At 60.4% G+C, this 24,358-nt stretch carries 25 protein-coding genes; 9 read left to right on the forward strand and 16 right to left on the reverse strand.

Annotated features, from left to right (window positions below):
• Nucleotides 1-88 precede the first annotated feature (88 nt).
• From gshA to ada, 3 genes are all read right to left on the reverse strand, one after another.
• A complete protein-coding gene (gshA, locus tag BUS06_RS03370; RefSeq protein ID WP_074265892.1) occupies nucleotides 89-1,705 on the reverse strand; it encodes a glutamate--cysteine ligase in 1,617 nt (538 codons plus the stop codon).
• 250 nt (nucleotides 1,706-1,955) lie between these two features.
• Complete coding sequence (locus tag BUS06_RS03375) at nucleotides 1,956-2,873, reverse strand: DNA-3-methyladenine glycosylase family protein (protein ID WP_074262982.1); 918 nt, start codon at nucleotides 2,871-2,873, stop codon at nucleotides 1,956-1,958.
• Nucleotides 2,870-4,084: a bifunctional DNA-binding transcriptional regulator/O6-methylguanine-DNA methyltransferase Ada gene (ada, locus tag BUS06_RS03380; protein WP_074262983.1), complete on the reverse strand. Its 1,215-nt coding sequence runs from the start codon at nucleotides 4,082-4,084 to the stop codon at nucleotides 2,870-2,872. Before ada ends, BUS06_RS03375 begins: the two co-directional genes overlap by 4 nt.
• A gap of 396 nt (nucleotides 4,085-4,480) precedes the next feature.
• Between ada and BUS06_RS03385 the strand changes: the two genes are divergently transcribed.
• Nucleotides 4,481-4,894, forward strand: coding sequence for a VOC family protein (locus BUS06_RS03385; protein WP_074262984.1), 414 nt, complete (start codon nucleotides 4,481-4,483; stop codon nucleotides 4,892-4,894).
• Between the two features lie 29 nt (nucleotides 4,895-4,923).
• Here BUS06_RS03385 and BUS06_RS03390 read toward each other — a convergent pair whose 3' ends face one another.
• From BUS06_RS03390 to sap1, 3 genes are all read right to left on the reverse strand, one after another.
• Nucleotides 4,924-5,478: a YaeQ family protein gene (locus tag BUS06_RS03390; protein ID WP_074262985.1), complete on the reverse strand. Its 555-nt coding sequence runs from the start codon at nucleotides 5,476-5,478 to the stop codon at nucleotides 4,924-4,926.
• A gap of 239 nt (nucleotides 5,479-5,717) precedes the next feature.
• Nucleotides 5,718-6,695 (reverse strand): LysR family transcriptional regulator, encoded by a 978-nt coding sequence (locus tag BUS06_RS03395; protein WP_074262986.1) that lies wholly within the window; start codon nucleotides 6,693-6,695, stop codon nucleotides 5,718-5,720.
• A 339-nt stretch (nucleotides 6,696-7,034) separates the two neighbouring features.
• The gene (sap1, locus tag BUS06_RS03400) at nucleotides 7,035-7,376 is read right to left on the reverse strand and encodes a surface attachment protein Sap1 (protein ID WP_074262987.1); all 342 of its coding nucleotides are present in this window, start codon (nucleotides 7,374-7,376) and stop codon (nucleotides 7,035-7,037) included.
• A gap of 501 nt (nucleotides 7,377-7,877) precedes the next feature.
• On the opposite strand from sap1, the gene BUS06_RS03405 reads away from it, so the two are divergent.
• On the forward strand, nucleotides 7,878-8,522 hold the full coding sequence (locus BUS06_RS03405) for a LysE family translocator (RefSeq protein WP_074262988.1): 645 nt from the start codon (nucleotides 7,878-7,880) through the stop codon (nucleotides 8,520-8,522).
• Nucleotides 8,523-8,637: 115 nt separating this feature from the next.
• Here BUS06_RS03405 and speG read toward each other — a convergent pair whose 3' ends face one another.
• Nucleotides 8,638-9,180, reverse strand: coding sequence for a spermidine N1-acetyltransferase (gene speG, locus BUS06_RS03410; RefSeq protein ID WP_074262989.1), 543 nt, complete (start codon nucleotides 9,178-9,180; stop codon nucleotides 8,638-8,640).
• 317 nt (nucleotides 9,181-9,497) lie between these two features.
• Between speG and BUS06_RS37730 the strand changes: the two genes are divergently transcribed.
• A complete protein-coding gene (locus tag BUS06_RS37730; RefSeq protein ID WP_167379356.1) occupies nucleotides 9,498-9,662 on the forward strand; it encodes a hypothetical protein in 165 nt (54 codons plus the stop codon).
• Nucleotides 9,663-9,780: 118 nt separating this feature from the next.
• On the opposite strand, the gene BUS06_RS03415 is transcribed toward BUS06_RS37730, so the two are convergent.
• Nucleotides 9,781-10,212, reverse strand: a complete 432-nt coding sequence (locus BUS06_RS03415) for an HIT family protein (protein WP_074262990.1) — start codon at nucleotides 10,210-10,212, stop codon at nucleotides 9,781-9,783.
• Nucleotides 10,213-10,412: 200 nt separating this feature from the next.
• On the opposite strand from BUS06_RS03415, the gene BUS06_RS03420 reads away from it, so the two are divergent.
• Nucleotides 10,413-10,613 carry a hypothetical protein gene (locus BUS06_RS03420; RefSeq protein WP_074262991.1) on the forward strand — a complete coding sequence of 67 codons (201 nt, stop codon included), beginning with the start codon at nucleotides 10,413-10,415 and terminating at the stop codon, nucleotides 10,611-10,613.
• A 66-nt stretch (nucleotides 10,614-10,679) separates the two neighbouring features.
• On the opposite strand, the gene BUS06_RS37735 is transcribed toward BUS06_RS03420, so the two are convergent.
• Nucleotides 10,680-10,847: a hypothetical protein gene (locus BUS06_RS37735; protein ID WP_167379364.1), complete on the reverse strand. Its 168-nt coding sequence runs from the start codon at nucleotides 10,845-10,847 to the stop codon at nucleotides 10,680-10,682.
• Nucleotides 10,848-11,064: 217 nt separating this feature from the next.
• Here BUS06_RS37735 and BUS06_RS37740 point away from each other — a divergent pair, with 217 nt between their 5' ends.
• Nucleotides 11,065-11,223, forward strand: coding sequence for a hypothetical protein (locus BUS06_RS37740; RefSeq protein WP_167379365.1), 159 nt, complete (start codon nucleotides 11,065-11,067; stop codon nucleotides 11,221-11,223).
• A gap of 39 nt (nucleotides 11,224-11,262) precedes the next feature.
• On the opposite strand, the gene BUS06_RS38520 is transcribed toward BUS06_RS37740, so the two are convergent.
• The 3 genes from BUS06_RS38520 to mnmE form a co-directional block, all read right to left on the reverse strand.
• Nucleotides 11,263-11,388 (reverse strand): hypothetical protein, encoded by a 126-nt coding sequence (locus BUS06_RS38520; protein WP_302050848.1) that lies wholly within the window; start codon nucleotides 11,386-11,388, stop codon nucleotides 11,263-11,265.
• 563 nt (nucleotides 11,389-11,951) lie between these two features.
• Nucleotides 11,952-13,181 carry a tyrosine-type recombinase/integrase gene (locus BUS06_RS03425; protein ID WP_074262992.1) on the reverse strand — a complete coding sequence of 410 codons (1,230 nt, stop codon included), beginning with the start codon at nucleotides 13,179-13,181 and terminating at the stop codon, nucleotides 11,952-11,954.
• A gap of 168 nt (nucleotides 13,182-13,349) precedes the next feature.
• Nucleotides 13,350-14,750 (reverse strand): tRNA uridine-5-carboxymethylaminomethyl(34) synthesis GTPase MnmE, encoded by a 1,401-nt coding sequence (gene mnmE / locus BUS06_RS03430; RefSeq protein ID WP_074262993.1) that lies wholly within the window; start codon nucleotides 14,748-14,750, stop codon nucleotides 13,350-13,352.
• Nucleotides 14,751-15,121: 371 nt separating this feature from the next.
• Here mnmE and BUS06_RS03435 point away from each other — a divergent pair, with 371 nt between their 5' ends.
• Nucleotides 15,122-15,529: a transcriptional regulator gene (locus tag BUS06_RS03435; RefSeq protein WP_074262994.1), complete on the forward strand. Its 408-nt coding sequence runs from the start codon at nucleotides 15,122-15,124 to the stop codon at nucleotides 15,527-15,529.
• 130 nt (nucleotides 15,530-15,659) lie between these two features.
• Here BUS06_RS03435 and yidC read toward each other — a convergent pair whose 3' ends face one another.
• From yidC to rpmH, 4 genes are all read right to left on the reverse strand, one after another.
• Nucleotides 15,660-17,315 carry a membrane protein insertase YidC gene (yidC, locus tag BUS06_RS03440; RefSeq protein ID WP_074262995.1) on the reverse strand — a complete coding sequence of 552 codons (1,656 nt, stop codon included), beginning with the start codon at nucleotides 17,313-17,315 and terminating at the stop codon, nucleotides 15,660-15,662.
• Nucleotides 17,316-17,345: 30 nt separating this feature from the next.
• Nucleotides 17,346-17,576: a membrane protein insertion efficiency factor YidD gene (gene yidD / locus BUS06_RS03445; protein ID WP_074262996.1), complete on the reverse strand. Its 231-nt coding sequence runs from the start codon at nucleotides 17,574-17,576 to the stop codon at nucleotides 17,346-17,348.
• A gap of 121 nt (nucleotides 17,577-17,697) precedes the next feature.
• Nucleotides 17,698-18,195 (reverse strand): ribonuclease P protein component, encoded by a 498-nt coding sequence (gene rnpA / locus BUS06_RS03450; protein ID WP_074262997.1) that lies wholly within the window; start codon nucleotides 18,193-18,195, stop codon nucleotides 17,698-17,700.
• Between the two features lie 14 nt (nucleotides 18,196-18,209).
• Nucleotides 18,210-18,344: a 50S ribosomal protein L34 gene (gene rpmH, locus BUS06_RS03455; RefSeq protein ID WP_004198824.1), complete on the reverse strand. Its 135-nt coding sequence runs from the start codon at nucleotides 18,342-18,344 to the stop codon at nucleotides 18,210-18,212.
• A 382-nt stretch (nucleotides 18,345-18,726) separates the two neighbouring features.
• Here rpmH and dnaA point away from each other — a divergent pair, with 382 nt between their 5' ends.
• From dnaA to gyrB, 3 genes are all read left to right on the forward strand, one after another.
• Entirely contained in the window at nucleotides 18,727-20,307 is a 1,581-nt protein-coding gene (gene dnaA, locus BUS06_RS03460; protein WP_217272795.1) for a chromosomal replication initiator protein DnaA, read from the forward strand.
• Nucleotides 20,308-20,612: 305 nt separating this feature from the next.
• On the forward strand, nucleotides 20,613-21,716 hold the full coding sequence (gene dnaN / locus BUS06_RS03465) for a DNA polymerase III subunit beta (RefSeq protein WP_074262999.1): 1,104 nt from the start codon (nucleotides 20,613-20,615) through the stop codon (nucleotides 21,714-21,716).
• A 114-nt stretch (nucleotides 21,717-21,830) separates the two neighbouring features.
• Nucleotides 21,831-24,302, forward strand: a complete 2,472-nt coding sequence (gyrB, locus tag BUS06_RS03470; protein ID WP_074263000.1) for a DNA topoisomerase (ATP-hydrolyzing) subunit B — start codon at nucleotides 21,831-21,833, stop codon at nucleotides 24,300-24,302.
• Nucleotides 24,303-24,358 lie beyond the last annotated feature (56 nt).

Genomic DNA, 24,358 nt, shown 5'->3' on the forward strand with positions numbered 1-24,358 from the left:
CAGTGTAAGGGTTGGACCCGTGCAATCGGGTGGCGTTTCATTCGTCCGTACGAGCGCGAATACGTTCGCGCGTGCGCGTGGCTCAAACTCAAACGCTAAAGCGATTCAACGTATACGCGCGATACGCCGCCACGAACGCGTCGAAAGATCCGACCTCTTCGCGCTCGAGTTTCGCCTGCTCTTCCAAAGACTTCACGGCCAACTCGCCGAACGCTTTTTCGACCTTCGCATCAAGCGGCCGCGAGCGGAAATACGCCGCGTGCGCTTCGCTTTGTTCAAGACCGAACTCGAGGAAGCTCTGTTTCCTGTCGCGCAGTGTTTGCAACACGCGCGCGGAAGGCGTTAGCGACGCATCAGCGAGCTTCGCGCGCTGCGCGGCGAGTGCACGTGCGTGCGCATCGCTTCCGTGTAGCGCGTCCAGCGCCTTCGCTGCGATCTCGATCTTCGCGAACAGTTCGTCGGCCCATGCGTGCATCGCGACCTGCTGACCGTCGCGCGTCAGTTCGAGGCCGGGCTTGCGCCCTTCCATCGTGACGCGTCCGAAGTTCTGATTGGCTTCGCAGTAAGCGTCTGCAGGCAGCGAAGGACTATCGTCGAGTGCGCAGACCAGCAGGTAGGCATCGAGAAAGCGCGCGGTTTCGAGCGCAATGCCAGTCGGTTCGAACGGATCGATATCCATGCAGCGCACTTCGACGTATTGCACGCCGCGCGCGGCAAGCGCGTGCAGCGGACGCTCGCCCGGATACGTGATGCGTTTGGGGCGGATCGTCGAGTAAAACTCGTTTTCGATCTGCAACACGTTGGTGTTGATCTGCACCCACTCGCCGTCGCGCTGCGTGCCGATTTTCTCGTACGGTGGATACGGTTGGCTGACCGCCTTTGCCAACGCGTCGAGGTAGCCTGGCAGCGTGTCGTAGTCGGCCCGCAGCGCCGCCTGGGCGGTGGTGTTCGAGTAGCCGAGATCGCTCATCCGCAAGCTGGTGGCATACGGGCGATACAGCGTGTCGGCGTCGAACGTCTCCAGCGTATGTTTGCGATCGCGCAAAAAGCGCCGGTCAAGCACGGGCGACGCGCCGAACAGATACATCAGCAGCCAGTTGGTGCGACGGAAATTGCGGATCATCGCGAGGTAACGGTCGGACTGGTAGTCCACCGCGCTCGCCGTGGATTGCTGTTCGGCGTGCAGCAGGCGCCACACTTCTTCGTTCAGCGAATAGTTGTAGTGGATTCCGGCAATGGTCTGCATCGTGCGGCCGTAGCGCAACGCAAGGCCCACCCGGTACACGTACTTCAGCTTGCCGATGTTCGACGCACCGTACTGTGCGATCGGGATGCCGTCGTCAGTGGCGGGCAACAGGCCCGGCATCGAGTTGTTCCACAGGATCTCGCCATCGAGCTTTGCGTAGACGAAACGGTGCAGCTCATCGAGCTTCTCGAGCGTGATCGCGGCGTCGTGCTCTGCCGGTGTAATCAGTTCGATCAGCGCTTCCGAGTAATCAGTGGTCAGAGACGGATGGGTGAGCGCCGAGCCGAGCGCGCGCGGATGCGGCGTCATGGCGAGCTGGCCGTCGTGCGTGACGCGCAAGGCTTCCCTTTCGATGCCACGCAGGCCGGTCGTCAGCGCGTCCCGCTGCGGGCCGGCAGCCAGCAAGGCCAGGCGGTGCGAAAGCAGGTCGGTCGGGCGAGAAGGTGTTGTCTTTGGCATTGATGCGAGTCGGACGTTGTCGGCCGCCATGCGCCGCTCACGTGAGGCTATGTGTGGTCGACAACGTCCGGCGGAATTTTCAGTAGCGGGCACTTTAACATCTCGTCACGAGGCCTGCTTGAGGCCCCTTCGAGCGCCTCCCGAGCGGCTTTTGCCGAGGTGCTGCGAGCTGCTGTCGTCCCGCCCACTGTACGCCGCGCAAAGCGCCCGCGCGATGCGCGCTTGCCCCACTCGCCTGCTTTGCGTGGCGCTAGCCGCCGCGCGCCGCGCCCGCGCGGTCCGCCACTTCATTCCACAGATGCATGGCTGCGTATGCGCGCCAGGGCCGCCATGCGTCGGTACGAAGCCGTTGCTGGGTGGGCCGTACCAGAGCCGGATCGCGTGCCGCGATGGATTGCATCAGCACCAGGTCCCAGGCGGGCCAGGCGTCGGCGTCGCGCCAGGCGCGCATCGCCACGTATTCGACGGTCCACGGCCCGATACCGGGTAAGGCCAGCAGCGCGGCGCGTAAGGTGGCGGTGTCGACAGCATGACTGTCGAGCGGCACCGCGCCGCTTGCTACCGCTGCGGCAAAGCCTTGCAGCGCCGCCACGCGCTTGCCCGGCATGCCGATCTGCGCCATGTCCGCGGCGGCGAGGGCCGCCGGCGTCGGAAAGCGCCACGCGGTGCGCTCGTGCGGATGGTCTTCGATACGAAGACCTGCGCGCTGCACCAGCCGGCCGATGATCGTCGTGGCCGCCTTCACACTCACCTGTTGCCCGACGATCGCGCGCACCACCAGTTCGAACGCCGACCATGCGCCAGGTACGCGCAAGCCGGGCGCGGCTTCAATCAGAGGCGAGAGCCACGGATCGGAGGCGAAATGCGCGGCGATCGCCTTTGGATCGGCGTGCAGGTCGAACATCCGGGCAATCGGTGCACCCAACGCCTCCGCGTGCTGGCCGGCAGGACCTTCGATGGTGGCGATCAGACATCGTTTGCGCGGGTGGGGACGGACGGTTAGCGTGCCGCTGTCGCCGGCCCAATCGATGGCGCGACGGTACGCGCCGTCCTCGACCGCTTCGACGCCGGGAGTAGCGCGTCCATTGAAGAATCGAAGGATGCGCGGCCAGTCGAAGGGTGCCTTGAAGGGCAGCTCGAGGATGACGAGGTCGGTGGCAGTGCTCACGCGGCGTGGTCCAGATTGGGGGTGACAGCGGTGTTGGGCTTGGCTTTGCGTTTGCCGGCGGCGGTGCTGGTTGCGCTTGTGTTTGCTGTCGGGGTCGCCTTCGCTTTCATGGCCGCCCCGACGCCTGTTTCGACACCTTCAACCACGCCCGCATGCAGAGCCTCGGCATCCAGCAGCGCAGCCTTGCGGGGCAGTCCCCAGCGATAACCAGCGAGCGCCCCGCCCTTTTGCACGACCCGATGGCAGGGAATCGCCAGCGCGATCGGGTTCGACGCGCAGGCGCTTGCCACGGCCCGCACCGCGCGCGGCGAACCGACGGCCTCGGCGATGTCCGAATAACTGCGCGTCTCGCCATAGGGAATGCGCCGCAGCGCGTCCCAGACGCGCTGGCGGAACGCGGTCGCGGCGATGTCGAGCGGCAGATCGAAGCGCTGACGCGTGCCATGCAGATAGGCGTCGACTTGCGCGATAAACGGCGCGAGCCGCTCCGCATCCTCGCTCAGTTCCGCGTTGGCGAACTCGCCGCGCAATTCGCTGGCAAGCGCGATGGGGTCGTCGCCGAAGCCGATCTTGCAGATACCTTTGGCAGTGGCGGCAACCAGCACGAATCCGAGCGAGGTTGGCGCGCTGGCGTAATGCACGGTCAAGCCCGCCCCTTTGCGGCGGTAAGCCGACGGCGCCATGCCCAGCTCTCCCGGCGCGCTTTCGTACATACGAGACGGCGACCCGAAACCGGCGTCGACGGTGGCGCGCGTGACGTCCGTGCCGCGCTGGAGCGCATCGCGTAGCGCGGCGCCGCGCTGGGCCGCCTGATACTGCCGCGGCGACACCCCTACCACGCGCTTGAAGAGCCGCTGCAAATGAAACGGGCTGACGTGCACGGCATCGCTTAACTGCGTGAGCGTGAGGCGCTGTTGCGGATCGGCGTCGAGCGCGGCGCACGCGCGGTTGACGATCTCAAGCTCGCGCGGCAGACGGCCTGGCTGACAGCGCTTGCAATCGCGATAGCCGGCGGCGCGTGCGGCGTCTGTCGTAAGGAAGAAATCGACGTTTTCACGACGCGGCTGGCGCGACGCGCACGATGGGCGGCAGAACACGCCGGTGGTTTTGACGCCGTAGAAGAAGGCGCCGTCGGCGTGCGGGTCGCGTTGGGTCACGGCGTCCCAGCGTTCAGCGGCGGTAGTCCAGGCAGATGTCACGGTGTGGTTCATGATGTCCTCGAAGAGACAGTTTCGATGGTCACCAATTTAGTTTGCATGGCGTCAGACTACGCTCCGGTTCTTGCTCTGTCATTGCGCGGGCCTTGTGGCGATGGGGTTTTGGGACCGGTTCCGCATCTGTTGCGACAAAACGCCACCCTATCGGGTTTTCCCTTAAAAAGTTATTGCGTCGCACCAACCCCGTGTGTATAGTAGGCCTTGTCTCCTCCATGTCTCCTCCTGATATGGATTCAGCCTGCTCCCTGAGAGCGGGCTTTTTTTTGCCTGTCATCAGCTGATTCGGCCCCGTATTTCGCCGCTCCTGCATTACAAGGGCATACGCCCAGCAGGCCGCCTTTCTCCTACACTCGAACTGATTGCTAGAGAACCGGCCAAGGGGCGTTTTTCATGAAGATTCACATTCGCGAGATCGACCACGTCGTCATTCGGGTCGCTGATCCCGAGACGGTCACCCGCTTCTACTGTGACGTGCTCGGTTGCAGCGTCGAAAAAGAACAGCGCGATATCGGGCTGATCCAGTTGCGGGCGGGACGTTCGCTGATCGATCTGCTGACGGTCGGCGCCACGATTGACCGGCCCGATAGCGGCACGCCGGGTGAAGGTCGAAATATGGATCACCTATGCCTGCGCGTGGAAAAGTTCGACGGCGAGGCGCTGAAGGCGTATCTGAGTGAGCGCGGCGTACGTATCGGCGAACTGGGCGTGCGATATGGCGCCGATGGTTTCGGGCCGTCGCTGTATCTGTTCGATCCGGAAGGCAATATGGTCGAACTGAAGGGGCCGCCTGAGGGTGCTGCCTGACCGGGCGCGCCTGATTGACCGCGCCCTTCTTAAGCGTTCGCCGGCGCTTTCAACACAGTCCATTCAATCGGCACCGGATCTGAATCCGCGCTGCCGAGCCAGGCCGCGCCGTCCTGCACCGTGCACTGCAGGCGCATGGTGCGTTCGGCCAGCTTGCCGAGCGCGGCGCCGACTTCCTCTCCGAGCGTCCAGACCGTGACATTGCGCAGCCGGTCCACCTTGTTGCGCACCCCCTGCCACCAGATCTCGGAAGTGCGGCCACCGTAGGCGATCACCACCACCTCGTTGGAGCGGCCGCTCGCCTTGGCGATGCGCCGCTCGTCTGGCTGGCCGACTTCGATCCAGGTCTCGATCGCGCCGGTCAGATCCTTTTGCCAGAGATCGGGCTCGTCGATGTCCGACAGGCCTTTGCAGAACTCAAGGCGTTCCTGTGCGAACAGCGCGAACGCCGCCACGCGCACCATCATGCGTTCGTCGGTTTCCGACGGATGGCGCGCAATAGTCAGCGCGTGATCGGCGTAGTAGTGCCGATCCATGTCGGCAATCTGCAGTTCCGCCTTGTAAATCGTCGATTTCAGAGCCATGCCACACCAGGAGCCCGCGCTTGCGGACCTCACAGAAAAGGAATCATCGGCGGCTCGCTGCCGCCTACCGTTTTGTTTGTACATCGCTCGCTCCTCCACAGGGCTGCGGGGCCGGCGCGTGGTGCCAGAAAAAGCTGGCAGCGAAACGTCGCCGGCTGGACTGCAGCCGTGGGGTGGCGAGGACGGATCATGCACGAGAACGCCTGCCCTGGCTGCTTTTTTCAGCCATAACAGAGCATTTAGCGTGCCACCGTGGGGTCGAAGGCCGCACCATAAACGTCGGCGGCCGCTGTGCGCAAGGCTTCCAGCACCACGGACGCCGCCGGCGACAGCAATTGCGACTGGCGCGTGATGATACCGAACGTATCCATTCTGCACGGTAAATCCACCGGCATCCGTTGCAACATGCCGTACTGTTGGTATTGACGCGCCACTTCGTCCGGCAGGACAGCCAGCATGTCGCCTTGCAATAGCAGGCTCGAAATGGCCAGGAAATTGTTCGTATTGACCACGTCTTGCGGCGGATTGAGTCCAATCTGCGAAAACATCAGGTCAAAACGGTGGCGCAGCACGCTACCAGGCGGATGCAGCACCCAACTCGCGTTCACGACATCGCGCAGCGTCAAACCTGTCTCATTTTCGAGAGGATGGCCGGTCCGCGCAACGACGCACAGCGGTTCGTCGGCAAGCGGCTCGTAGCGCACCTCGGTCTTCAGCGGATTCTGCCGTTCGAGCACCCGGCCAATCATGATGTCGAGCTCGCCCTCTGCAACCCGTTCGAGCATCACGTCGGACGTTTCGACCTGCAGCCAGATCTGCAGCTGCGGGTAAAGCTCTTTCACGCTTGCGATAGCGCGCGGCACCATCGTCGCTGCCGCCGCGGCGATCACGCCGATACGCACCTGGCCGGTCAATCCAGCACGCAAGGCCGATATTTCATCATGCGCGTGACTCAGGTTTGACAACACCATGCGCGCGTGCCGGATCATCACCTCCCCATACATCGTGGCGAGCATACCGTGTGGAGTGCGGTCGAACAGGCTGACACCCAGCATGTCCTCCAGCTCCTTGAGAAGGCGCGACGCGGCGGGCTGGGTGATGCCGAGCGAATCGGCGGCGCGCCGTACGTTGCCCTCCTCTTCCATCGCCGCCAGCAACATCAGCTGCCGGGTTTTGAGTCGCCCGCGCACAAACCAGTTCGAATGACTGCGTGTCATGTTTATCCCGATAGCGTGGCCGAAAGCCGTCTGCCTCATGCGGCGGCTTTGATCATGCCATACCGGAATTGATATTCGGAATGCTGGAAAGCGCTATGAAACGCTATGCTCACCGACGTGGGTGTTTTGCGGATGAGGCGAATCGATCACAATGCGGATCGACATCGGTCACTGCGAGCGGAGAAAAACAAAACGGCTAGGCGCGGTGCCTAGCCGTTTCCATTTACGTCGACGGACGACGTAATGTGTCTTTAATTCCGCGAACTCACCACACGGCCCCTTTTAAGGGCCGTGAATTGCAGCAGACTGCCCAGGCTTTATAACCTGGCGGTATAGTCTTTACTGCTTGATGAATCGATCGTTAGCCCAGAGGCCTTCCGTATCGCTATTGCCCGAATTGACGAATTCCACGTCGTGTCCGACGACGCGCACAACGCGGAAACTCGAATTCTCCGGTGTCGAGATGCACTGATAGCCAGAGAAGAATTCCTGCATTTGCTGCTGTTCGCCAGCCTGCGCGTGCTGATCGGCGGCGTCGAGTTTATCCTTCGACAGGCAGCCATAAGCATTCGCTTTGAACTGGATGGTTTGCTGCGGCTTGACCATCGCGTCCTGGGCCTGTACCGCTGATGCGGCCAGCAATCCCGTTACGGCGAAAAGAAGAGCGACTTTCGATTTCATATTTGCCTCCGTGCGGGTTATTACTCAGGTTAGCTATGTATTTAACTTCTAGGTCATACCCGCATCTTGCACTTTAGAAGAACCTGAGCCAGCAGCAAGCACATCTTGTGTGCGCCTGCAACAGTGGCGAATTGCCGCACCGGTTGTCGCAGGGTAATGCGACGTCCTAAATGATGAAAAAAGCAGGCTTCGCGATGGATTCCTTAATGTCGCCGAACGCGCCTGGCTTTAACTGGCAATGCTCCGCGGGGTATATACGAGTAAACCAGCATCGATAATTAAGCGTCTTAATACGAAAAATCCGGACACTTGATGCGGCGCACACAAAGTCATTCACCAGATAATTGAAAATGAGACAAGTATCGGTTTAATTGCAGGACAAAAAGAGTGCCAGGTCTGTCGTGGCGATGTCGGGTGTGATGAAGATTGTCTGGCGAAAAGTCGCTTGCACTCGCCGAAAGTTCATGGATAAATCAGCCGACAACTTTCGGAGATCCTCCTATGACGCTTGCCCACTGGCTGCCCTTTGCGATTGCTTCGGCAATCCTCGTCGCGATCCCAGGCCCGACGGTACTGCTCGTTGTTTCGTATGCGCTGGGACATGGCCGCCGTTTTGCGCTCGTGACAACCGCTGGCGTCGCGCTCGGCGACCTGACGTCGATGACCGCATCCATGCTGGGCCTCGGCGTGATTCTCGCTGCGTCCGCGGCCCTGTTTACGGCGCTGAAATGGGTTGGCGCGGCTTATCTGATCTACCTTGGCATCAAGTTGTGGCGCTCCCCGACGCGCGATATGGAGGCGTCTGATGTGACAGACGCCGCGAATATCGTCGAGACCCGCTCCAGCCGCATTTTCGCGCATGCCTTTGCGGTGACGGCGCTCAATCCCAAGAGCATCATTTTCTTTGTCGCATTCGTGCCGCAGTTCATCGATCCCCATGCGGCGGCGACCTCTCAGATCATCGCTTTTGAAGCGACGTTCGTGCTGCTCGGTACGTTCAACGCGCTTTGCTATGCAATGCTTGCCTCGGTCGCCCGACGGGCGATCCGCAGCACGCGCGTGCAGCGCGTCGTAAACCGCGTTGGGGGAAGCCTGTTGATCGGGGCGGGAATTTTCGCCGCCACATGGAAGAAAGCGAGCGCGTGATGGCTCGGTAACGATTTGGCGCGGCGGCGCGAGATCGCTGGACGCGGCAAGCGAACCGCGTTCAGTTGCATCACGTTAGCCACTTCGCTCAACCACGGGTGCGTGACCATCGCGGTCAGTCACGGCGCGGATTCGCAGCGAAGAACTCGTGCTGGAACATGCACATGCGCAACGCATTGTGGTATTTCCCGTTGCCGAAAAACTCCTCGATCAATTCGGCTTCGTGCCGGAAGCCGCATTTCTCGTACACGTGAATTGCGGCGGCGTTCGACTTGTCGACGATCAGATAGATCTTGCGCAGATTCAGCACTGAAAACGCGTAGTCAATGGCAAGCCGGGTCGCAACCGTTGCATGGCCACGGCCCTGTGCCTGCGGGGCAATGATGATCTGGAATTCGCCGCGCCGGTGGATGTAGTCGAGTTCGATCAATTCCGCGAGGCCGACCGTTTCACCGTCGTTATCGATGGCGACGAAACGCCGTTCGCGCTGATCGTGCACGTGCTGGTCATAGAGCTGCGAAAGCTCCGAGAACGTTTCATAGGGTTCTTCGAACCAGTAACGCATGATCTTGGCATTGTTGTTCACTTCATGGACGAAGCGCAGATCGTGACGCTCGAGCGGTCTTAACGTGAGCCTGGCATCGCGTTCGATTGTCATGAGATTCCCCCTTGAGAGTTATTGGTTTTAGATTGCGCCGGATTGACCGTGACGGGAAGAAAACAACTGCGATACCTGTACGGCCAGCGAATTCCAGCGAGCCAGGGTTAGTCCCGTGTGCGTCGTGGGAGTTCTTGAAGTGCCGTGTGAACAATTGCAGCCTGACGTTCGCGGGACAAGGCGTGGCGCGGGTTTTGCAGGAGCAGGGCGTCCGGTTGTCGCAACCGGCGGACAGGTGTCCGTGAGTGCGCCGGCGCACGCTGGGCACGAGAAGTGCGCCTACAATGCAACTACGGATGGGCGAAAGGAGAGCTGTGATGGAGCACCTGGTACTAGGCGCGTTTCTGATCGTGCCGCTGCTGATAGTCGCGTTCCTGTTCTCCGATGAACTGTGGCAGGAGCATCGCCAGCGCGCGCAGAGGGACCACCCGCGGCATATCGACTGGCACCATCCGTTGCGCAGTTTGTTGCATCGCAATTGATGCCGTTCTGAGTTCTTCGTGAACGTCGGCAGCGGTCCTCGCTAAGCGCTGCAGTCCGCGTAGGCCTCCTATGGCTCGCCGACGGCCGCAGCGCTTTCTATAGCCGCGCGTATGGGCCTCAGTTGCTCCTACTGACGAACTGGGCACGGATACGCTGCGCGAACCCCTCCAGCGTGGCTTGCGGCGCTACCTCACGAGCGTGCAGGCGTAATGGCACACCTTCCCAACGTGGGATGACGTGAAAATGCACATGCGCGACGGTCTGGCCGGCTGCCGCACCGTTGAATTGCCCGATAAACACGCCGTCTGGCTTGAGCGCCTTTCTAACCGCTATGGCGATCCGCCGCGTCATGCGTATGCATTCAACGGTCGCCGCATCGGAGAGCTCGAATATCTCGGACGCACCTTCTTTCGGCACCACCAGCACATGGCCATCTGCCTGCGGCATCAGGTCCATGAAGGCCAGCGTGGCGTCACTCTCGGCAACCTTGATGCACGGTAGCTCGCCGCGCAAAATCCTTGCGAAGGGGTTTGTCTCGTCGTACTTCATGGCGTTCCTCGAAGTGGCGTGCAGGGGTCTTTTTCACTGCCGCATCATGATTCGAGTCGTAGCCGGGCGCAAGCGTGAGCGTGCGTCAGGGGGAGCGCGGGCGAGGGCAACGCCGCATTAGTAGGACCAATCTACGGGGAATATCAGAAATTCGCGTCACGCGTACTAAAGTTTGCGCGGAACAGGCCGACATCCTGGCTATGAACGACGAACAATCCATCCCATTCGGGCCTGGGCATCCGCAGTATCTCGAGGCGCGGGCACTCGCGCTGAGCATCGCGGCAATTCGTAAGGCTCAGGGCAAAAGAAATCCGGTCGATTTTGTGGTTGGTTCTCCCGACTGGGAGCGGGCAGGCGAAGACTTCGCCCGCGACGTGTTGCGGGTACTCAGCCGCGAATAAGCCCGCTTGAGGCTCAACGCGTAGTTTCACGTAACGGGCCCGTTTGCTGCCAGATTACGCACGGCGTCAATGCCGATGACGCATCCAGTCCACGTGATGCGTGTCCAGCCAGCGTTGCCGGCGCTCTCCACGATCGCCGCCGTCGCGACGGTGATGCGAAGAAACCCACAATGCTATGCCCACCACTGCCATGACCAGTGGTCCGAGCAAATAAGCCATCACCGATTCAGTCATAGGACCCTCCGTCGAGGTCGTGACCGCAACTACAGAGAATGGCTGTATTTTAGGCGATTCGCGAGCGAAAGCGTTGCTTTAAACGCCTGGATTCAACGGTGCCGATTGGCGCGGTCAGTGGGTCCGGATCAATGTCCTGGTAATTGGACGCTCGCCTGTTAAAAGCGTCAGCCGCGACCTAAGATAAGTATCGGGGGCATACCGATACGAGGTGGCCATGGACGAGACCATGATGGGCGTCGCGCTGGGTTTCTCGGTGCTGTTGATCGCATCGTTATTCGTCGTCGCGCACTACCGGCGTGAACACCTTCGACAGCGTCTGATCCGCAGCATGCACGGGCATCGTCTGCACGACTTCACGCGCTCGCGGCACTGATGCGCGATGGGGAGCGATGACCGTGAGCGTCATCACGCATCAGCGGATATTGTGCTTCTCAAACCACCTGATGAGCCGATCCCGGTTGATGTGAGTCGCGCGTATCGCGGTGCCGAACACGATGAGAATGGTCGCCATCGAAATGGCCAGCATTGACTCGGTCATGGATGCCTCCCTCAAGCACGTAACCTTGCTTGCAGTTTAGGCGTTCCTGGGGCACCAACAAAAAGGCCGCCAAATCGGCGGCCAAAAAACGGTACTACATGCGCGGGGGATCACGCACGGTAGGGACTCTAAGCCATTGCAAAAGAGGATGTGGCCGAAGCGCCGCAGAGGTCTGAGATTTGTCGGATTCGGACTGCATCCGCGGTCGATCACTCGCACATGCCCGCCAGGATGGCGTCAGACGAATTGATCTGGACCGCTAACGTTTGCGCGAAGGTGTGCACTGCGAAATGTCCGATGAAAGCGGAGAGGTGTCATTCTGGCGTCATTGGGTTCGCGTGTTGCGGAGTTGAGGGGGGTCTTCCTTGCGGGAAGGGTTCGCTAACCGTCGGGCGTTGGTTGTCGGAGTATTTTTTTACCTAAAATATAACCTAGTGAATTCGACAAAAATGCTTATCTGAATTGAGTTTGACGGATATATGGCATGTACTGTGTACCAACCTGGGCCGCAGCGTAGCCCGAGTGAACCGCTCACTCCTGGCGCAGCGTAAGGTGGCCAATGCCTAAGAGGCGGCCCGGGATCGATTGCTCTCACTCTGTGGCTCGTCTGCGATCTGCGCTTCTACGAAATCCGCCCATCGTTGCAATACGTTGCGCTGGTTGGCCGCGTCGTCCGCGCGCGTCGGCTCGTTCGCAGCCTCTTTTGAAGCGCGTGCGAGCGCTCTCGCGATGACATCTGCGGGTTGATCCATCGCGAGCAAATGGGCTTCCGCGGTACGCCGGAAATCGTGCAAAACGAAATGCTCAACATCGAGTCCGAGCGCTTTCACCGCCTGATTGAGGGTACTTTTTGCGATGGGGCGATCGTCACCTCTGACGGTGGGGAACACGAAGGTTCGGCTGCTTTTCGTTTCGCGTAGTTCGCGCAGCATCGCCACCGCCTGGCGCGGCAAATACACTTCATGTGCGCGGGCATTTTTCATTCGGGCGGCGGGAATTTTCCACAGGGACGCTTTCAGATCGAACTCGGCCCAGGTCGCTTCAATCAGTTCGGACTTGCGGACCATCGTCAGTACGAGAAGGTGCAAAGCGAGCTTCAGTGGCCGACGGACGCGCGAAGCATCGATCGCGCGCAATGTCGTGCCGAGTTCCTCGGCGGTGAGCACGCGCGTTCGGCTGTCCGGTGTGGCGATGAAGCGCGCGGGAACAGTTGTCGCAGGATTGTGGGTGGCGAGTTGCCGGGCAATCAGGAATTCGTAGAGCCGCCTGATCACGTTGCGCGTATGCAGGGCCATTTTGGGCGACCCGCGCAACTTGATCCGTTCGCAAATCGCGAGGACGTCCTCAGAGGTCACTGCGCCGATCGGCTTGCTGCCGATTGCCCGCAGCACGTCTTTATCGAGCGCGCGTCGTGTGGTGCGCTGATATTCGTCGGACTTGCTCGCCATGGCCGCCGACATATACAGCTCGGCCGCGTCGCGTAGAAGGTCGACGCGTTTCTCGGCGCCGCGGTCGCGGCGGGCGGTTGCCGCCGGCGATACGCCGGCCGCGACCATCTCGGCGTATTTGCGCGCCCGTTCGCGCGCGACTCGAAGCGAAATTCGCCGATAGTCGCCAATGGTGGTCAGCGGCTGCCGTTTGCCGTCGAGCGTATAGCGAAAGCGCCAGACCTTGTTGCCGGTCGGCATGACCTCGAGCACGAGGCCATTGCCGTCAGCGACGGAGTAGCGGGTTGCGCGGGGCTCCATCGCGCGGATCTGCGTTTCGCTGAGGGGAGGGACGATTTTGGGCATGCCTGGATCGTTTTCTTTGGTACACAGTGCATCGAGAAATGCGGAAAAGACACTCTGTGTACCAAAAAGCGCTGTTTGATCATGCCTCGGAGTATAGCGATTGCTTGCTATTTCAGGTCGAAGATACAGGCCTGAAATGAAAATATGTGGCTGACGCACGCCCGCCATCTATTTCCCAATACAAAACCGGCTAAAAATCACGCCCAAAAGGTCATCGGAGGTGAACTCACCGGTGATGGAATTCAGCTGTTCCTGAGCAAGCCGCAATTCCTCGGCGAACAGGTCGAGTGCCTGCGCGTTCTGGTCAGCATGCTGCGCAGCCGTTGCCAAGTGTTCCTGCGCTGCGCGCAGGGCGATCAGATGCCGCTCGCGTGCGAGGTATACGCTCTCCGCGCCGGCCTGCCAGCCGGCGATCCGCAGCAACTCGGCACGCAGTAACGCGATGCCGTCACCCTGTTTCGCGGACAGTCGCACCTCGCGCAGATCGACGCCTTCCGCCTCATCCAACGTACGCACAGCCGGAGCGATGTCCGTCAGATCGGTCTTGTTCATCACCCGCAGCACCGGCACACCCACCGGAAAACGGGCGGCAATCGTATTGTCCTCGGCGTTCATACCGGTGCGTGCATCGAGCAGATGCAGCACCACGTCCGCGCGCTCAATCTCGTTCCACGTGCGCTCGATGCCGATCTTCTCCACCTCATCCTCGGTTTCGCGCAATCCGGCGGTGTCGATCACATGTAGCGGGATCCCTTCAATCTGGATGGTTTGCGCGACCTTGTCGCGAGTCGTGCCGGCGATTGGCGTGACGATGGCCAGTTCGGCGCCGGCAAGCGCATTGAGTAGCGACGACTTGCCGACGTTTGGCTGACCCGCCAGCACCACCGAGAGCCCCTCACGCAGTAGTGCACCCTGACGCGCTTCATTCAGCACGTGGGCGAGTTGCTCGCGGATCCGCGCGAGCTTGCCGCGTGCATCCGCGGCCTCCAGAAAGTCAATTTCCTCTTCCGGAAAATCGAGCGTCGCCTCGACCAGCATCCGCAGCGTGATGACGTCTTCGACCATAGCGTGGATGTCACGCGAAAACGCGCCTTCCAGCGAGCGGCCCGCCGAGCGCGCGGCCGCCTCGGTGCTTGCCTCGATCAGATCGGCGACAGCCTCGGCCTGGGCCAGATCCAGCTTGTCGTTGAGGAAGGCGCGGCGGGTGAATTCGCCCGGTTCCGCTAGCCGCAGCCTGACCGCGCGGCCGGCGTCGATGCATCGTTGCAGTACCAGTTGCAGCACGATCGGCCCGCCGTGGCCCTGCAGCTCGAGTACGTGCTCGCCGGTGTACGAATTCGGCGCCGGAAAGTAGAGCGCGATGCCGCGGTCAAGCGCGTCGCCGTGAGCGTCGAGGAAGGGCACATAGCTCGCGTGACGCGGCGCGAGGATTTGTCCTGTGAGCGCTTGCATGAGCGGCTCGGCCGCAGCCGCGCCGGCACGCCCGAACGAAATCCGGACCACGCCGATTCCGCCACGACCGGGCGCAGTAGCAATGGCAACAATGGGATCGGAATCGGTGGCGAGCATGGGATTGGGCGCGGCAGCAGAGGAAACTGGAAGAACGAACGGCCCTACGAAGGGCGCGAGGCATTGTAACGCGAGCGGTTCGCGGGGCTTCCGCCGAGGGCGACAACGAGGTATTCCGGTGTATTAGGCGCCTTTTATTAGACAAATACGGATTTATCTCATTTACGATAAGATCAGTCTTCGGATAAATAAGACTATCTGCGTGGATTGGATTCGCCAAACGGCCACGGCAGAAGGAAAAAAGCGCAAACTGAGTAAATTGCGCAAGGCGTTATCTGGCGCTTATCTTGAGCTAAAAATAGCGTAAATGCGCTAAATTGTAGCCTAAATGGTTGTCCACTGTTGGCGCGCCGGATTGCACAATTTGGCTCATGCCGACCTCCAAAGAAAAATCAGCGTTCGCCAAAAGACTGCAAGATCAGATTGCCCGGAAGAACATCAAGGGTGGGACTCAACTCGCCAGGCAATTCAATCTGCTGCATCGCGGCGAGGCGCCTGTGTCGCCGCAGACCGCGCATAAGTGGCTGACGGGCCGAACCATTCCTACGCCGGACAAGCTGCAGACCTTAGCCGATTGGCTAGGCGTTGGTGAGCATTGGCTGCACTATGGGCCTCCACCGCCGGTGGGCGCGAAGTCGAAGCCACTGGCGCCCGGGGAGAAATATCCCCTTACTCCGGAGGCGATCGAGCTCGCCTCGAAGATCGAAGCGCTGGATCCGAAAGACCGCCATTTCCTCGAGGAGTTTGTCGAGCGGCTTTACGACACCGGCAAAGAGTGACTCCGACGCGCCGGCCGTGTGCGAATCCAATGAAAAAAGCCGCCCGGCGCAAACCGGGCGGCTTTTTCTCAACTGACTTGAGCAGAAAAGCGAACCCGCTCTGGGTTCGCTCCGGCAATTCAGACGGCGCTTACGCCGCCTTGGCCTTCGGCTTGCCCATCATCCGCGTGATGTAGTACTGCTGGGCGATCGACAGCACGTTGTTGACCACGTAGTACAGCACCAGACCAGCCGGGAAGAAGAAGAACATGACCGAGAACGCGATCGGCATGAACATCATCATCTTGGCTTGAACCGGATCCGGCGGCGTCGGGTTCAGACGCGTCTGCAGGAACATCGAGACGGCCATCAGCACCGGCAGGATGAAGAACGGGTCTTGCTGCGACAGATCGTGAATCCACAGAATCCACGGCGCGCCGCGCATTTCCACCGACGACAGCAGCACCCAGTACAGCGAGATGAACACCGGGATCTGGATCACGACCGGCAGACAGCCGCCGAACGGATTGACCTTCTCGGTCTTGTACAGCTCCATCAGCGCCGAGTTCATCTTTTGCGGATCGCCCTTGAAGCGTTCACGCAGGGCCTGCATACGCGGCGTGATCGCCTTCATGCGCGCCATCGACTTGTAGCTGGCGGCCGACAGCGGGAAGAACACGGCCTTGATCAGCAGCGTCAGCAGCACGATCGACCAGCCCCAGTTGCCGACGTAGCTGTGGATCTTTTCCAGCAGCCAGAACAGCGGCTTGGCGATGATCGTCACCCAGCCATAGTCCTTCACGAGCTCCAGACCCGGGGCGATGCCTTCTAGCATGCGCTCTTCTTCCGGACCGGCGAACAGCCTGGCGGAGACGTCAGCTGACTGGCCCGGCGCGATGGTCGGCACCGCTTCCTTGATGCCCACCCGGTACAGCGACGGATCGATCTTGTTGACGTAGATGTCGCGCTTGACGCCTTGCTGCGGAATCCATGCCGTCGCGAAGTAATGCTGCACCATGGCGATCCAGCCGTTATCGGCCTGGTTCGCATAGTCTTCCTTGTTCTTGTCGATGTCGCTGAACGTCATCTTCTGGAAGTGGTGCTGATCCGTGTACACAGCCGGCCCAATAAACGTGTGCGAGAAGCGCGGCGTTTCCACCGGCTGACTATCGCGCACCAGTTCCATATAGACGGTCGGCGTCACCGGCGTCGTGCCTACGTTGACGATCTTCGTATCGACGCCGATCACGTAGCTGCCGCGCGTGAACGTGTACGTCTTCACGACCTTCACGCCGCCCTTGACCGGCGATTCGAAGCTAAGCGAGAACGACTTGGCGTCGCCCGTCAGATCGTGCGGCTGGTTGGGCGCCGGCGTATAGATGTCCGTGTGGTTCGGGAAATCGCCGCCCAGCAGACCCGTGCGCGCCAGATACGTGTGATCTGCGGTGTGGTCGAACAGGGTGATGACGAGGTCCGGCTGGTTGCCACTGCCCTTGTTGATCAGCGACAGCTTCGACAGCGTACCGCCGCGCGTGTCGATCTCGCCGCTATAGACGTCAGTCGTGAACGGGATCAGTTGGGCCTGGGCAGCGGGCGCGGCGCCCGGAGCGGAGGTGTCGGTCTGCGGCAAATCGGCAGGCTGGGTTCCCGGCGTCGTTGTGCCCGGTGCTGCGCTGGCCGCGGTTTGCGTCGGCGTGGCGTTCGGGAAGAACATCGACGGGCGTCCGTGGTCGCGCTGCCAGTTGTCGAACAGCATGACCGCTGACATGAAAAATATGACCCATAGGACGGTGCGTTTGATATCCATGCGTTGTCTCAGTGTCGATGGAACGGCGCGTCAGCGCTTTTCAGAAGTGGGAGGCGGGACAAGATCGATGCCGCCCGCCGAAAACGGGTGACAGCGGCAAATGCGCCTGGCGGCGAGATAAGTCCCGCGCGCGGCGCCATGATACTGGATTGCTTCGCGCGCGTAATCAGAGCAGGAAGGGTAAAAGCGGCACCGGTTGCCGAGCAGGGGGCTCACGGCAACCTTGTAGAAACGCAATAAAGCGAAAAGTACCGTTTGCATGACTAGTGCGGCCGAGCGGCGCCGCCCAAGAAGGAATACCGGGTGATGCCCAGGCGACCGGGCCGATGGACTGGCCCCATGAGCGACCAGTCCATCGGCCGCACGAGCATCTCCATAAGCGTCATTGCGTGGCGGGCGCATCCGCGGGCGGCGCCTCACGACGGGCAATTTCGCGTGCTGCCTTGTCGAGCAGCACCTCTATTTCGTTACGGCACAGCGTCTTCAACGGCAGCGACGAAGCGGCAGGCATTGCCTTCTTGTCGAAACGCGTATGCAAACGCAGCAGCACATCCCAACCGCCAAAGTCTGCGCGACGCAACCGGAAGGCTTCACGCGCGAGGCGTCGCACCAGATTCCGTGTGACCGCGCGCGGAGCATACTTCTTGCCGATGACGAGACCAAGGCGCGCGTCATTGCCTGTGGGCCGGGCGTACACGACGAAGTGTTCGGTGCGGCGCCACGGGCGCAAACGAAAAACGGATGAGAATTCATCCGTTTTTAGCAGCCTTGCGGCTTTGGGGAAGGCGGCTTGCGCTCGCAACGGAACCGAATCCTGCTGCGGCGCTCCTGCCGTTCCCGCGCTACCGCGGGCATCGCGTTGCACAGACGGAGCGCGCAATCCGCTCGCCAGCCTTAGATGGCGAGGCGCTTGCGGCCCTTTGCGCGGCGTGCGTTGATGACCTTGCGGCCACCAGCGGTCTTCATGCGAACGCGGAAGCCGTGGGTACGCTTGCGACGGGTAACGGAAGGTTGGTAAGTACGTTTCATGTTGCTCTCACTTGGCAGAGAAATAACCGCGCGAGCATCGCGGAAAGTGCAATGGCCGGTGGTTCAAAAATTGGTTTTCGCGGAACCCGCTATTTAAACCGGTTTTCTTTTGGTCGTCAATAGTTTAGCGTCGTATTCCACAGGCTGGGCCGACGGCAAACGTTTGATCCGTCCCTGTGGATAACTCCCTTTCCTGGATGTTTTGGCGGTAGAATCTCGTCCTACTTCCCAAAAATCCTGCACGCCGCTCCGGCTCGCTTGCCCCGCAAACCCTTGTGGCACAAGCGCCTGGAGCCGTTCCGCCTGGCCGCTCAGGGCCTTGTTGTGTATCTGCAACAAGGGGGCGGGCGGGGCGCCGTGTAAACATAACGACAGCAACTCGATGAACGAATTCTGGCAACACTGTTCCGCACTGCTAGAGCGTGAGTTAACGCCCCAGCAGTACGTGACGTGGATCAAACCGTTGGCCCCGGTTGCCTTCGATGCGGCAGCCAACACGCTGAGCATCGCAGCCCCCAACCGCTTCAAGCTTGACTGGGTCAAGAGCCAGTTTTCCGGCCGCATTTCCGATATGGCGCGTGACTTTTGGCACGCGCCGGTCGACGTTCAATTCGTCCTCGATCCCAAAGCAGGCATGCGCAGCACGGCTGGCGCGCCGGCCCAGTCGCGGCCGTCGCAGTTTGCCGGGAACGCCGGCACGGCTGCCGTGGATGCAGCCGTCGGCGCGGTTCAGGCCGCGCATGGCGCACGTGCTAATGGCGCCAATGGTGGCGGGCAGGGTGCAAACGCCGGCAACGGCGCGCATCAGAACAATAGTGACGACGGCGGCGATCTCGATCTACCCAGCCTCGACGCGAACGAAGCTGCCGCGGCGCGCCGCACATGGCGGCCGGGTCAGAGCGCCGCGCAGCAAGGCAGCGCGGAGAGCGACTCCATGTACGAGCGTTCGAAGCTCAACCCCGTGCTGACCTTCGACAATTTCGTGACCGGTAAGGCCAACCAGCTGGCGCGTGCCGCCGCGATCCAGGTGGCGGACAACCCCGGCATCTCGTACAACCCCCTGTTTCTATATGGCGGCGTGGGCCTCGGCAAGACTCACCTGATCCATGCAATCGGCAACCAGTTGCTGATGGACAAGGCCGGCGCGCGGATCCGCTATATCCACGCGGAACAATATGTGTCTGACGTGGTGAAGGCTTACCAGCGCAAGGCGTTCGACGATTTCAAGCGCTACTACCACTCGCTCGACTTGCTGCTGATCGACGACATTCAGTTCTTCTCCGGCAAGTCACGCACCCAGGAAGAGTTCTTCTACGCATTCGAAGCGCTGGTGGCGAACAAGGCGCAGGTAATCATCACGAGCGATACGTATCCGAAGGAAATTTCGGGCATCGACGACCGCTTGATCTCGCGGTTCGATTCCGGCCTGACGGTGGCGATCGAGCCACCCGAGCTGGAAATGCGCGTAGCGATCCTGATGCGCAAAGCGCAGTCCGAAGGCGTGAGCCTCAATGAGGACGTGGCGTTCTTCGTCGCCAAGCACCTGCGCTCGAACGTGCGCGAACTGGAAGGCGCGCTGCGCAAGATCCTCGCGTACTCGAAGTTCCACGGGCGTGAAATCTCGATTGAACTGACGAAAGAAGCGCTGAAAGATCTGCTGACGGTGCAGAACCGGCAGATTTCGGTGGAAAACATCCAGAAGACGGTGGCGGACTTTTACAGCATCAAGGTCGCCGACATGTATTCGAAGAAGCGGCCGGCGAACATTGCGCGGCCGCGCCAGATTGCGATGTATCTGGCGAAGGAACTGACGCAGAAGAGCTTGCCGGAAATCGGCGAACTGTTTGGCGGGCGCGACCACACGACGGTTTTGCACGCGGTGCGCAAGATTGCCGCCGAGCGTGGCACGGATGCGCAGTTGAACCACGAACTGCACGTGCTCGAGCAGACGTTGAAGGGGTGAGAGAAGGGTAGTTCTTGCGCGTCGCGGAGGCCCGATTTCGGGCTAATGATTCGTGCGAAATCCGGGTCGCGAAAGCGCTGCCTAAAATTTGAGCAAAAAGCAGGAAAAATCGACCTGTTTATTTCGGAACTCGCCCCCATTTTAGGGGAGCGGTTCTGTTTTCAGGCACAATACAGGTTTAACCGCCCGGCGGCTTGGGGCGGATGTACGCCGTGACTGGCGCAGCGTAGCGCCGGCGGGGGCCGGGGCCGCGTGCAGGATTGCCGAGCGAGGCGCGCAGGCCGTCACATCAACGAAGGAAACCTATGCAACTGGTCAAGACCGAACGCGATAACCTCCTTAGGCCGCTGCAAACCGTGAGCGGCATCGTCGAACGCCGCCATACGTTGCCGATCCTCGCCAATTTGCTGATTACCAAGAACGGCCCCGACGTGTCGTTCCTGTCCACCGACCTCGAGCTTCAGATCACCACGCACGGCGACTTCGGCGTGGGCGGCGATTCGGTTGCGACAACGGTAGCGGCGCGTAAGCTGCTCGACATCCTGCGTGCCATGCCCGACGGCCAGGTCACGCTGACGCTGAACGACAAGCGCCTCACCGTGCAATCCGGCAAGAGCCGCTTTGCGTTGCAGACGCTGGCCGCGGACGAATTCCCGACCGTCGCTCAGGCTAAAGACTTCGGTGCGAACCTGGTGGTTCCGCAGAAGACGTTCCGCCAACTGCTCGGCATGGTCCATTTCTCGATGGCCCAACAGGACATTCGCTACTACCTGAACGGCATGCTGCTGGTGGTGGACGGCGACCAGTTGATGGCAGTGGCAACGGACGGACACCGCTTGGCGTTCTCGTCCATGAAGATCGAAGGCTCGTTTGCGCGCCAGGAAGTGATCATCCCGCGCAAGACGATTCTTGAATTGCAGCGCTTGCTGGAAGACATCGACGACACGCTGAAGATCGACATTGCAGCGAGCCAGGTGAAGTTCACCTTCGGTCAGGTCGAACTGGTGTCGAAGCTGGTGGAAGGGAAATTTCCGGACTTCCAGCGCGTGATTCCGAAGTCGCACAAGAACCAGTTCCTGATTGGCCGCGAAGAACTGCAGCGTTCGCTGCAACGTGCGGCGATTCTGACCTCGGACAAATTCAAGGGCGTGCGCTGCATCATCGAGCCGGGCCAGTTGAAGATCATGTCCACCAACGCGGACCAGGAAGAAGCGCAAGAAGAACTGGAAATTGCGTACACCGGCGACAGCGTCGATATCGGGTTTAACGTCACGTATCTGCTCGACGTGCTGGCAAACCTGAAGGTCGACTTGTTGCAAGTGAGCCTGGGTGATGCCAGCTCCAGCGCATTGATCACGATTCCCGAGAACGACGAATTCAAGTACGTCGTGATGCCGATGCGCATCTAACGCGTCCAACATCGAGAAGAACACCAAGGGGCGCAGTGCCCCTTTGGCGTTTTTATGGTGTTTTGAAAAGTCCCGAGCAGCAACCAGGCAGTAACGCAGAACCGGAAAAAATCCATGACTGACACGAACAATTCGCAACCCGATAACAGCTACGGCGCCTCTTCGATTCAGATCCTCGAGGGTCTGGAGGCGGTCCGCAAGCGACCGGGTATGTACATCGGGGATACTTCAGATGGCACCGGTTTGCACCACCTCGTCTTCGAAGTGCTGGACAACGCCATCGACGAAGCGTTGGCCGGGCACTGCAACGATATTCAGGTGATCATCCACGCGGACAACTCGATCTCCGTCACCGACAACGGCCGTGGCGTGCCCACCGGTCTGAAGATGGACGACAAGCACGATCCGAAGCGCAGCGCCGCTGAAATCGTGATGACCGAGCTGCACGCCGGCGGCAAGTTCGACCAGAACAGCTATAAGGTGTCCGGTGGCCTGCACGGCGTGGGCGTGTCGTGCGTGAACGCGTTGTCGGCGTGGCTGCGTCTCACCATTCGCCGCGACGGCAAGAAGCACTTCATGGAGTTCCACCGTGGCGTGCCGCAGAACCGCATCATTGAAGAGATCAATGGCGTGGCCGTCTCGCCGATTCTGGTCACCGGCGACACCGAAAACCGCGGCACCGAAGTGCACTTTCTCGCCGACGAGACGATCTTCGGCAGCATCGAATATCACTACGACATTCTGGCCAAACGGATTCGCGAACTGTCGTTCCTGAATAACGGTGTGCGGATTCGCCTGACGGATCAGCGTACCGGCAAGGAAGAAGATTTCGCGTTCGTGGGCGGCGTGAAGGGTTTTGTTGAGTACATCAACAAGAACAAGGCGGTGCTGCATCCGAATATTTTCCACATCAGCGGCGAGAAGGATGGCGTGGGCGTGGAAGTGGCTATGCAGTGGAACGATAGCTATAACGAGAACGTGCTGTGCTTCACGAACAACATTCCGCAGCGCGATGGCGGGACGCACTTGACCGGCTTGCGCGCGGCGATGACGCGCGTGTTGAACAAGTACATCAACGATCACGAAGTCGCGAAGAAGGCGAAGGTTGAGACTTCGGGCGATGACATGCGCGAAGGGTTGTCGTGCGTGTTGTCCGTGAAGGTGCCGGAGCCGAAGTTCTCCGCGCAGACCAAGGACAAGCTGGTTTCTTCTGAAGTGCGGGCGCCGGTGGAGGATGTGGTCGCCAAGGCGCTGGAAGATTTTCTGCAGGAGACGCCGAACGACGCGAAGATCATCTGCAGCAAGATTGTGGATGCGGCGCGCGCGCGGGATGCTGCACGCAAGGCGCGGGAGATGACACGGCGCAAGGGCGTGCTGGATGGCGTTGGTCTGCCCGGGAAGTTGGCGGATTGCCAGGAGAAGGATCCGGCGAAGTCTGAGATTTATATCGTCGAGGGCGACTCGGCAGGTGGATCGGCCAAGCAGGGCCGGGATCGGAAATTTCAGGCGATCTTGCCGCTGCGTGGGAAGGTGCTGAACGTTGAGAAAGCCCGCTATGACAAGCTGCTTTCGTCGGAGCAGATTGTTACTTTGATTACTGCTCTCGGCTGTGGGATCGGCAAGGAAGACTACAACCTTGAGAAGCTGCGTTATCACCGGATCATCATCATGACCGATGCTGACGTGGACGGTGCGCACATTCGGACGCTCTTGCTGACGTTCTTCTATCGGCAGATGCCGGACATGATCGAGCGTGGGTTTATTTATATCGCGCAGCCGCCGCTTTATAAGATCAAGGCGGGGAAGGATGAGCGGTATCTGAAGGATGCGGCTGAGCTGAATGCTCATATGCTGAAGCTCGCGCTCAATGGGTCGGAGCTTGTGACGGCTGAGGGTGCTACGCCGATCGCTGGGGATGCTTTGGGTGAGCTCGCTCGTTCGTATCTGCTCGCGCAGGGTGTTGTCGATCGGTTGAGCCGGTTGTATGACGCTGGGGCGCTTGAGGCTGTGATGGATGGCGTTGTGCTCGATCTTTCTTCGGAAGAGGCCGCGGAGGCTTCGGCTAAGGCGTTCGAGGCCAAGCTCAGGGATGATGCGCTGAAGCCTGAAGTTCGGGTTACGACTATGTATGACCAGGTGCGGGAGCTCCGGTCATTGAAGGTGTCGCGGACGCATCACGGGAATCAGAAGATTTCCGTTCTGGATGAAGAGTTTCAGTTGACCGCGGACTATCAGCAGCTTGTGACTACGGCGCTGACGTTTAAGGGGTTGATTGGCCCGGGCGCTGTGATCAAGCGTGGTGAGCGGAGTATGGCCGTTAATGACTTCAAGAGTGCTATGAAGTGGTTGATTGCTGATGCTGAGCGGAATGTTTCCAAGCAACGCTATAAGGGTCTCGGTGAGATGAATCCTGGGCAGCTTTGGGAGACTACGATGGATCCGGCTGTTCGACGGCTCCTCCGAGTGCAGATTGAGGATGCTATTGCGGCTGATGGGATTTTTACTACGCTCATGGGGGATGATGTGGAGCCGCGTAGGGCTTTCATTGAGTCTAACGCGTTGAGGGCGGGGAATATTGATGTTTGAGGGTAGTTGTAGGCGTATGAGGCCAACAGGGACGTTAACTGTTGCGCTTCCATGGT

It is taken from the genome of Paraburkholderia phenazinium (genome assembly GCF_900141745.1).
In the GTDB taxonomy this organism is placed as follows: domain Bacteria; phylum Pseudomonadota; class Gammaproteobacteria; order Burkholderiales; family Burkholderiaceae; genus Paraburkholderia; species Paraburkholderia phenazinium_B.

Coding starts and splice junctions, on each gene's coding strand:
- gshA (WP_074265892.1), bottom strand. CDS start 1,705: ATGCCAAAGACAACACCTTCTCGCCCGACCGACCTGCTTTCGCACCGC.
- ada (WP_074262983.1), bottom strand. CDS start 4,084: ATGAACCACACCGTGACATCTGCCTGGACTACCGCCGCTGAACGCTGG.
- BUS06_RS03385 (WP_074262984.1), top strand. CDS start 4,481: ATGAAGATTCACATTCGCGAGATCGACCACGTCGTCATTCGGGTCGCT.
- BUS06_RS03390 (WP_074262985.1), bottom strand. CDS start 5,478: ATGGCTCTGAAATCGACGATTTACAAGGCGGAACTGCAGATTGCCGAC.
- BUS06_RS03395 (WP_074262986.1), bottom strand. CDS start 6,695: ATGACACGCAGTCATTCGAACTGGTTTGTGCGCGGGCGACTCAAAACC.
- sap1 (WP_074262987.1), bottom strand. CDS start 7,376: ATGAAATCGAAAGTCGCTCTTCTTTTCGCCGTAACGGGATTGCTGGCC.
- BUS06_RS03405 (WP_074262988.1), top strand. CDS start 7,878: ATGACGCTTGCCCACTGGCTGCCCTTTGCGATTGCTTCGGCAATCCTC.
- speG (WP_074262989.1), bottom strand. CDS start 9,180: ATGACAATCGAACGCGATGCCAGGCTCACGTTAAGACCGCTCGAGCGT.
- BUS06_RS37730 (WP_167379356.1), top strand. CDS start 9,498: ATGGAGCACCTGGTACTAGGCGCGTTTCTGATCGTGCCGCTGCTGATA.
- BUS06_RS03415 (WP_074262990.1), bottom strand. CDS start 10,212: ATGAAGTACGACGAGACAAACCCCTTCGCAAGGATTTTGCGCGGCGAG.
- BUS06_RS03420 (WP_074262991.1), top strand. CDS start 10,413: ATGAACGACGAACAATCCATCCCATTCGGGCCTGGGCATCCGCAGTAT.
- BUS06_RS37735 (WP_167379364.1), bottom strand. CDS start 10,847: ATGACTGAATCGGTGATGGCTTATTTGCTCGGACCACTGGTCATGGCA.
- BUS06_RS37740 (WP_167379365.1), top strand. CDS start 11,065: ATGGACGAGACCATGATGGGCGTCGCGCTGGGTTTCTCGGTGCTGTTG.
- BUS06_RS38520 (WP_302050848.1), bottom strand. CDS start 11,388: ATGACCGAGTCAATGCTGGCCATTTCGATGGCGACCATTCTCATCGTG.
- BUS06_RS03425 (WP_074262992.1), bottom strand. CDS start 13,181: ATGCCCAAAATCGTCCCTCCCCTCAGCGAAACGCAGATCCGCGCGATG.
- mnmE (WP_074262993.1), bottom strand. CDS start 14,750: ATGCTCGCCACCGATTCCGATCCCATTGTTGCCATTGCTACTGCGCCC.
- BUS06_RS03435 (WP_074262994.1), top strand. CDS start 15,122: ATGCCGACCTCCAAAGAAAAATCAGCGTTCGCCAAAAGACTGCAAGAT.
- yidC (WP_074262995.1), bottom strand. CDS start 17,315: ATGGATATCAAACGCACCGTCCTATGGGTCATATTTTTCATGTCAGCG.
- yidD (WP_074262996.1), bottom strand. CDS start 17,576: ATGCAAACGGTACTTTTCGCTTTATTGCGTTTCTACAAGGTTGCCGTG.
- rpmH (WP_004198824.1), bottom strand. CDS start 18,344: ATGAAACGTACTTACCAACCTTCCGTTACCCGTCGCAAGCGTACCCAC.
- dnaA (WP_217272795.1), top strand. CDS start 18,727: ATGAACGAATTCTGGCAACACTGTTCCGCACTGCTAGAGCGTGAGTTA.
- dnaN (WP_074262999.1), top strand. CDS start 20,613: ATGCAACTGGTCAAGACCGAACGCGATAACCTCCTTAGGCCGCTGCAA.
- gyrB (WP_074263000.1), top strand. CDS start 21,831: ATGACTGACACGAACAATTCGCAACCCGATAACAGCTACGGCGCCTCT.